We start from the raw sequence: 7,128 nt of genomic DNA, 5'->3' as shown, positions 1-7,128 counted from the left end.
GCAAGATTTAAAAGGCTAACAAGTGCAAAGGGTACCAGCGCAGCCAACCACTTCACGTAGTGCCCCTTGTATGGACCAACTGGATGTCTCCCCCTCCCCTCGCACCAAATCCCTGCTACGCTCTCCCCCAACCGCAACCAGCCAGGGAAAGCCCCCAGCCATGCCAAGTGACCGCACACCAGCACCGGAAATCGCCCGGAAAGCCCCCTTCCCCGTCGAGGTGACTGAGGGAAAGACCTATTTCTGGTGCGCCTGTGGCAAGTCCGCCAAGCAGCCGTTCTGCGATGGCTCGCACAAGGGCACGGCGTTCGAGTCGGTGAAATACAAAGCAGAGAAGGACGGCAAGCTGTTCTTTTGCGGCTGCAAGCACTCAGGCAAAAAGCCCTTATGCGACGGCAGCCACTCCAAACTCTAGCAGACCATCCCGCACGCCATTCACGCCAGGCCTGCCAAGCCCGCCGGGCAGGTCACACTGGGCAGGTCACGCTGGGCAGGTCACGCTGGGCAGGTCATGCAGCGGCCTAAGGCATCAGCTGTTTAAAGACAGCTGCAGCTGGACAGAATTCCGGAACAGCGGGGGTGCCGCCGCGGCGGGCGGAAATCCACAGCGCGCAGGATTTGCTGCAGCCCGCACCGCGGCAGGAGGTCACCATCCGGGCATAGTCCAAACCGTTGAGCTGCCCGGTTTTCACCGCATGATCCAGATCGACGCCCGCAGCCCCGGCCACGGCGCGCAGCAACCATAGGTGACGGAAGATATTGCCGAGACTCTGGGCCTCCGCAGCCATGTCCCTCATGCACTGCGGTCCTTCAATTGCATCAGTGCATCTGCATTGCGGCAACCCGGCATCGGCGCCCTGGTGTGGTCATTGGCGGACAGGAAGGCCTCGCATTGCCCCCGTGCTTCGCAGCCGCGGCAGCGGGTGATCATCGCAGCCCAGTCCGCGTGGCTGATATCCCCCGCGGCAAAGGCAGATGTAAGATCCGCCCCCGCAGCCTGGCCCATCCGGGTCATCAGCCGCAGATGATACAGAGGGTCCCCCAATGGCTGCATGTTCGAACTCCCTAAAGAGACCGGAAGAATTCCGGGGCCATCAGGCCTGCTGCTCGTTCAAATAGCCAAGCAGGTCGCGGTTGCGGCAGAAATCAGGCGCCTCGGCACCTGGGCGCGGCCCTTCGGCCAGCCACTTGCGGCAAGCCCCGACACCGCCGCAACGGCTGCAGCGCAGCACTGCCTCGGCGATCTCGTCAAAGCGCAAAGTTCCGGCAACGGCCTCTTCCTCAAGATCCAGCCCGACGGTGCCGGCCATCCGGTCAAACAGTTCGGCGTGCTTTTTCAGATCGGCATGGGTGGTCATCGCGCGGTCCCCCGGAATCATTCATTTCGGGTACAGCTTAGCGGCAAGGGGCAGGCGCCGATTTGATGCAGGTCAAACGGGACCGGGTTCAGGCGGATTTCCCGCCCAGGTGGCCGAGATACGCCCGCACCGCATCCTGCACCCGGCGGAACCGGTCGCCGCCCAGTTTCTTGCCGCCATACCAGCGGGTGACGATGATCACGTGATCCTTCAGGCCCTCGCGCTCCATCATCCGCAGGATCACCATGCCCGCGCCGCTCTCGCCGTCATCAGCCTTAAGCCCGCCCGCAGGCAGCATCGCAGCCCAGGTGTTGTGGGTCGCCTTGGCATAGGCGCGGTCAGACTTCAGCTCAGCCAGCACAGCGTCGACCTCCGCGCGTGAGGCGACCCGCGCCCCCGTCACTGCATAACGCGAGCCGCGGTCGGTCAGCACCACACCCAGCATCTCCAGCGCGGGCGCAGCCTGATCCTTGGCAGTCATGCTCAGTTCAGCCCGTGGCGGTCGATGGTGGCCTGCACCACCCGCACCCGGTCCGGGTTGGCAGGATGAGTGCCCAGGAAACGGTCGCCGGGATCCGGCAGCCGGTTGAAGAAGCGCACGCCGATGCTGGGCCGGTAACCGGACTGATGGGTGATAACGGTGCCCAGTTCATCCGCCTCCAGCTCAAAATCCTTGGAATAGGTGCGCGCGCCGACATAGCCGCCCACATCCTGTGCGGTGGAAACTGTTGCGGCGCTGCCGCCCGCGAGGGCTGTGATCAGCCCTGCACCGGCGCTGACCAGCGCCGAGTTCTGCGCCTGCCGCGCCAGATGGCCGCGAATATGGTGGGCGGCCTCATGCGACATTACAAAGGCCAGCTCGTCCTGGTTGGCGATCTGCCCCAGCATCCGCTGCGTGAAGGTGATGATAGGGCGGCCGGAACGGTCGAGGCTTTGATAAGCATTGGGAGCCGCGTTGGGATTCGGATCGATGCGGATCAGAAAATCGCAGTTCAGCCCCTGGGTCCGGCTGCGGCACGCGCGTTCAGCCACCGGCTCCACCCGCCGGGACACCGACGCAAAGGCGGTGCGCGCCTCCCCCGGTGCCATCCCCTGCACCCGGGGTGTCCGCGCAACCGGCGCAGATTGCGGCGCAGGCTCAATCGCTACATCACAGGCGCCGACGGCAAGAGCAATGAGACACAGAAAACGGCGCATGGCACTTCCTTTTGCAGTTCCGGGCCACTTTATCGCGCATGGGTGGTGGAAGGCAATCGCCCGGCAGCGGAACCTTGCTGCCAGATCCATGTGATAGTCTGTGATTGCAAGGCCTTGCCAGCAGCCGGGCGGCAGTGCAGGCTGGCCTTATGTTTACCATAGAGCATGAATTCGACTCGACGGTTATTACCCTGGTGGATGAGGACGGAACCCCGCTCACCGAGGATGTGACCATCAATTCCTTCACCGAATGCGTGACGGTCGAACAATACGACCCGCGCACCGACAAAGTGCAGACAATCACCTTGTCCCATTTGCAGGTGCGGGATCTGGCCGCAGCGCTGGACCTGCCGGAGGGCGTCTACAGGCTTGTGCCAGGTGATGACTAGGCGTCAGGCCGGGCCGTTGTAGACAAAAACCTTGTTACGCGAGGTTGCACCGCGGTGCAGGACCAGATTGGACGCCGCGGTGCCCATTGCCGCGGCCAGAAGGCTGCGGACGGCATCGTTGGCCTTGCCGTTCTCCGGCGCCGCGGTAACCGAAATCTTAAGCACGCCCTCTGCCGGCACAATCGCATTGCGCGCCGCCTTGGGCGCGGCCCGCACCGCGATTTCCACCCCCGGAACACACAGTTGGCTCAGGTCCGGCAGGTCTTTCTTCTTCGGCTTTCCCATAGCACCACACTTGCCCTGTGCGGGCAGCAAAAACCATAGACTTTACCGCCGCCCCGCAGCTACCAACGGGTCAACGAAGCCCAGCCCCGCCGCCTGCTGCCTTTGCAGCACAGGTGCAGCACGCAAGACCCGTTGGCTCTTGAAAAATCGCCAGTGCTTGCCGAAATAGGCGGCAACAGATGTAAAAAGGTTTCACATATGCCTGCACGCAATAACGCCGCCCTTGAATTCCTGCTGTCGCGCCGCTCACGCCCGGCCAAAACGCTGGTGGCGCCTGCGCCGTCGCGCGAAGAGCTGCTGCCGATCCTGACCGCCGCCGCCCGCACGCCTGATCATGGCAAGCTGGAACCCTGGCGCTTCATCGTGGTGGAGAAGTCCGCCATGGCCCGGCTGGCCGCCCTGACCGAAGCGGCAGGCGCGCACTTGGGCAAAACTGCGGAGGACATCGCCAAGGGCCGCAGCCAATTCGACCAGGGCCAGCTAGCGGTGGTGGTGGTTGAGGTGCAAAAACACAGCCCCAAGATCCCGGCGCGGGAACAGATCTACTCCGCCGGTGCTGTCTGCCTGGCGCTGCTGAATGCCGCCCTGGCCTCGGGCTGGGGCGCCAACTGGCTCAGCGGCTGGGCCAGCCATGACCGCGGTTTCTGCCAGGCGGCTTTTGATCTGGCGGAAAACGAGCACATCGCCGGCATCATCCATATCGCCACCGAAAGCTCCGCCCCGCCCGAGCGCCCGCGCCCGAACCTGGATGCCATTACAACCTGGGTGACCGCATGATCTTCACCGCCTTTTTCAAGACGCTTGGCCAGACCGGCGACCCGCGCTTCCGCAAGGTGCTGTTTCTGGGGCTTGGCCTCACCATTGCCCTGCTGATTGCTGCCTATGCAGGCTTTTTGATGCTGATCCAATGGCTGGTTGGTCCCGAAGCCACCCTGCCGCTGCTGGGTGACGTCACCTGGGTCGATGACCTTTTGTCTATCGGCTCGCTGTTCTTCCTGCTGGTGCTGTCGGTCTTCCTGATGGTGCCGGTGGCCTCGGCCATCACCTCGATGTTCCTGGAAGAGGTCGCCCAGGCGGTAGAGGACAAACACTACCCCGCCCTGCCCCCCGCGGCCAAGGTGCCGTTCTGGGATGCGGTCAAGGACACGGTGAACTTCCTCGGCCTGCTGATTGCCGCCAACATCCTGGCGCTGTTTCTTTATGTGCTGTTCCCGCCCGCAGCACTGTTCATCTTCTGGGGCCTCAACGGGTTCCTTTTGGGCCGCGAATACTTTACCCTCGCCGCCGCCCGCCGCATTGGCACGGCGGAGGCCAAGAAACTGCATCGCAAACATGCCACCACGATCTGGGCCGCCGGCACGCTGATGGCGATGCCGCTGTCGGTGCCGCTGGTGAACCTGGTGATCCCGATCCTGGGCGCCGCCACTTTCACCCATATCTACCACGCGCTGTCCCGCAGATAGACAGCCGCCCCCGCGGCAGCCGGGTCAAGGCCGGCGCAGCCGCCGCGCGGCAGCGCGGTTCAGCCTTGATGCGGTTGCCGCGGGTTGAAAAATGGAAATGGCGTTTTGAAAGGCAGACCTGCCTTTCAAGCGCTTCTCAGCAAAAACACTTCCTGTTATCACTTCCTATTTTCGCAATGTGTTGCGGCCTGCTCCAGCCCGGCAAGGGCTGGCCGCAACCGCGCCGCGCATCAGCGCGGCGCCATGCCCAACGGGCTGCGGCGCATTTCAATGCGTCCCAGCCGGGTGGGAGAGCCTGTGCTGCTGCAACAATTGCCCGCGGTTCAGTCCCGCTCAGGCAGCATCCCCATCCAGTCAAAATCACGCACGCTGATCAGTTCGGACAGGATAATCCCGGCAGTAATGCCCCAGATTACCGCAGCCACGCCGGTGGTGATCCAGGCCTTCTGCTTCAGAAAGTGCTTTTCCGGCGCGCCCGCGTGGGTGCCGGGCAGCACATCGCCCTTGTCGCCCTGGGTCTCCAGCCGGATCGGGATGATCACCAGAAAGGTCAGGAACCAGATTACTGCATAAAGCACGATTGCAGATGTAACGCCCATAGCTCCGGCCTTCCGTTTTTGCCCTGCCCCGGATCCGGGGCAGGGTGCTCATAACGTCAAACTTCTTCGAGTTCCACCAGGCAGCCGTTGAAATCCTTGGGATGCAGGAACAGCACCGGCTTGCCGTGGGCGCCGGTCTTCGGCTCGCCTGACCCCAGCACCCGGGCGCCTTCGGCCAGCAGGTGGTCACGCGCCGCCAGGATGTCCTCCACCTCATAGCAGACATGGTGGATGCCGCCGGCCGGGTTCTTCTCCAGGAAGCCGTTGATCGGCGAGTTCTCCCCCAAGGGATACAGCAGCTCGATCTTGGTATTGGGCAATTCGATAAACACCACAGTGACGCCGTGATCCGGCTCGTCCTGCGGCTCGCCCACTTTGGCGCCCAGCGCATTGCGGTACTGGGCGGATGCGGCCTCCAGATCGGGGACGGCAATGGCAACATGGTTCAAGCGGCCAATCATATCGGATGTGCTCCTCTCACAGACATTCCTCCGCCCCGCTTATGGGATGGGTGCTGCGCCGCGGCAAGTGCGCCAATCCGCACGGCAGCCTGCCACAACGGCAGAGCACGCGCTGTTAACGAGTAATTAGCCTCGAATCCCTAGCGTCGGAGCATATCCCGCAAGGAGGATACGTTATGGACGATTCGGAACTGTTTGCTGCCGCTCAACGCCTGCCCACCACCCGGCGCCCGCTATTGGGGCTGACTATCCTGGTGGTCGAGGACAGCCGCTTTGCCTGCGAGGCTTTGCGCCTGCTCTGTCTGCGCAGCGGTGCCCGCATCCGCAGGGCAGACTGCCTGAAATCCGCCCGCCGCCATCTGCAGGTCTACCGCCCGTCGGTGCTGATTGCCGATGTCGGCCTGCCGGACGGTTCCGGCCTCGATCTGATCCGCGAACTGTCAGAGGCCAGCCCGCGCCCCGGCGTGATCCTGGCCACCTCGGGCGATCCAACGCTTGAAGAGGCCGCGCTTGAAGCAGGGGCTGGCGGTTTTCTGGAGAAACCGATTACCTCGCTTGCAGCCTTTCAGGAAAAAATTCTGTCAAATCTGCCACCCGACCGCCAATTGTCCGGTCCGCGCGCGCTGGAAGACGAAACAGTGGAACCCGATTTCCTTGCCTACCGCGATGACATGGCCCATGCCGCCGATGTGCTGAACATGAACCAGGAAGAAAAAACCCTGGCTTATCTGGCGCAGTTTCTGGGCGGCGTTGCCCGCAGCGCCGGCGACAACCCGCTTGCCGAGGCCGCCGACCGCCTGGCCCGTTCCCGGCGCAAGGGCAAACCGCTGACCCAGGATGCTGCAACCCTGGCCGGCCTTGTACAGGAGCGGCTGGAACGCCGCGCGGCGATCTGACATGGCCGAAGCTTTTCTCATCGCCCTCGCCACGCTCGTCATTGTGCTTTACGGCCAAACCCGCCTGGAAGCCCGCGCCATCCGCCGCAATCGCGGGGGCACTGACAGCCGCGCATTGATCCTTTCATCACGCAATCAGTGACCCCTGCGCGCCGCCATAGCCGCCTGCCGGTTTTGGCCGCATCCGCTGGGACAGGGTGACCTGCCACTGGTGTCATAACCGTCTGCACTCCTTCTGCGGAAAGCTGGCGGTACCCTGATTGTCCGGCTGGACCCAGCCAGAAGATATGTTCCTCCCGACGGGCAACAACGCTCCGTTTGCAAATTGGGCACGGCCAGCCTGCTAAACGTCTGCGGACCAGCCAGGCGGCAATCGGCGTATTTCCAAGCCGGATCATCATAGTTTTCCCTATCCGCACTTTCTTCGGGCGTTCTCCCGCGCCCGCAGCTCAGCGGCTTGCGCCGCAGCGCTTGGCGGCC

The 7,128-nt window shown here is 63.4% G+C and carries 14 protein-coding genes; 6 read left to right on the top strand and 8 right to left on the bottom strand.

Annotated features, from left to right (window positions below; all coding sequences use genetic code 11):
* Positions 1-160 precede the first annotated feature (160 nt).
* Positions 161-415, top strand: coding sequence for a CDGSH iron-sulfur domain-containing protein (locus tag L1069_RS23190; RefSeq protein ID WP_237457219.1), 255 nt, complete (start codon positions 161-163; stop codon positions 413-415).
* Positions 416-521: 106 nt separating this feature from the next.
* Here L1069_RS23190 and L1069_RS23185 read toward each other — a convergent pair whose 3' ends face one another.
* From L1069_RS23185 to L1069_RS23165, 5 genes are all read right to left on the bottom strand, one after another.
* Complete coding sequence (locus L1069_RS23185; protein WP_237457218.1) at positions 522-797, bottom strand: DUF6455 family protein; 276 nt, start codon at positions 795-797, stop codon at positions 522-524.
* Positions 794-1,054: a DUF6455 family protein gene (locus tag L1069_RS23180; protein ID WP_129370245.1), complete on the bottom strand. Its 261-nt coding sequence runs from the start codon at positions 1,052-1,054 to the stop codon at positions 794-796. Before L1069_RS23180 ends, L1069_RS23185 begins: the two co-directional genes overlap by 4 nt.
* 40 nt (positions 1,055-1,094) lie before the next feature.
* On the bottom strand, positions 1,095-1,358 hold the full coding sequence (locus L1069_RS23175) for a DUF6455 family protein (RefSeq protein WP_027258172.1): 264 nt from the start codon (positions 1,356-1,358) through the stop codon (positions 1,095-1,097).
* 88 nt (positions 1,359-1,446) lie between these two features.
* Positions 1,447-1,839, bottom strand: coding sequence for a YigZ family protein (locus L1069_RS23170; RefSeq protein ID WP_237457217.1), 393 nt, complete (start codon positions 1,837-1,839; stop codon positions 1,447-1,449).
* Positions 1,840-1,841: 2 nt separating this feature from the next.
* The gene (locus L1069_RS23165; protein ID WP_237457216.1) at positions 1,842-2,555 is read right to left on the bottom strand and encodes a M48 family metalloprotease; all 714 of its coding nucleotides are present in this window, start codon (positions 2,553-2,555) and stop codon (positions 1,842-1,844) included.
* A 149-nt stretch (positions 2,556-2,704) separates the two neighbouring features.
* Between L1069_RS23165 and L1069_RS23160 the strand changes: the two genes are divergently transcribed.
* Positions 2,705-2,944: a hypothetical protein gene (locus L1069_RS23160; protein WP_129370243.1), complete on the top strand. Its 240-nt coding sequence runs from the start codon at positions 2,705-2,707 to the stop codon at positions 2,942-2,944.
* 3 nt (positions 2,945-2,947) lie between these two features.
* Here the strand turns inward: L1069_RS23160 and L1069_RS23155 are convergent, their stop codons facing one another.
* A complete protein-coding gene (locus tag L1069_RS23155; protein WP_237457215.1) occupies positions 2,948-3,229 on the bottom strand; it encodes a DUF167 domain-containing protein in 282 nt (93 codons plus the stop codon).
* Positions 3,230-3,427: 198 nt separating this feature from the next.
* Here L1069_RS23155 and L1069_RS23150 point away from each other — a divergent pair, with 198 nt between their 5' ends.
* Together L1069_RS23150 and L1069_RS23145 are read left to right on the top strand one after the other, a co-directional pair.
* Positions 3,428-4,006 (top strand): nitroreductase family protein, encoded by a 579-nt coding sequence (locus L1069_RS23150; RefSeq protein WP_237457214.1) that lies wholly within the window; start codon positions 3,428-3,430, stop codon positions 4,004-4,006.
* Positions 4,003-4,692: an EI24 domain-containing protein gene (locus L1069_RS23145; RefSeq protein ID WP_237457213.1), complete on the top strand. Its 690-nt coding sequence runs from the start codon at positions 4,003-4,005 to the stop codon at positions 4,690-4,692. The genes L1069_RS23150 and L1069_RS23145 overlap by 4 nt, the downstream gene beginning before the upstream one ends.
* A gap of 323 nt (positions 4,693-5,015) precedes the next feature.
* Here L1069_RS23145 and L1069_RS23140 read toward each other — a convergent pair whose 3' ends face one another.
* Together L1069_RS23140 and mce are read right to left on the bottom strand one after the other, a co-directional pair.
* Complete coding sequence (locus tag L1069_RS23140; RefSeq protein ID WP_129370239.1) at positions 5,016-5,291, bottom strand: DUF1467 family protein; 276 nt, start codon at positions 5,289-5,291, stop codon at positions 5,016-5,018.
* Positions 5,292-5,347: 56 nt separating this feature from the next.
* Positions 5,348-5,752 carry a methylmalonyl-CoA epimerase gene (mce, locus tag L1069_RS23135; RefSeq protein WP_134830280.1) on the bottom strand — a complete coding sequence of 135 codons (405 nt, stop codon included), beginning with the start codon at positions 5,750-5,752 and terminating at the stop codon, positions 5,348-5,350.
* Between the two features lie 176 nt (positions 5,753-5,928).
* Here mce and L1069_RS23130 point away from each other — a divergent pair, with 176 nt between their 5' ends.
* Complete coding sequence (locus tag L1069_RS23130) at positions 5,929-6,648, top strand: response regulator (protein WP_134830281.1); 720 nt, start codon at positions 5,929-5,931, stop codon at positions 6,646-6,648.
* Position 6,649: 1 nt separating this feature from the next.
* Complete coding sequence (locus L1069_RS23125; RefSeq protein WP_164982706.1) at positions 6,650-6,790, top strand: hypothetical protein; 141 nt, start codon at positions 6,650-6,652, stop codon at positions 6,788-6,790.
* The last annotated feature ends 338 nt before the right edge of the window (positions 6,791-7,128 follow it).

The sequence above is a fragment of the Leisingera sp. MMG026 genome (assembly GCF_021654205.1).
Lineage (GTDB): Bacteria > Pseudomonadota > Alphaproteobacteria > Rhodobacterales > Rhodobacteraceae > Leisingera.
The sequence above is the reverse complement of the archived record's forward strand: the minus strand, read 5'-3'. Positions and strand labels throughout refer to the sequence as shown.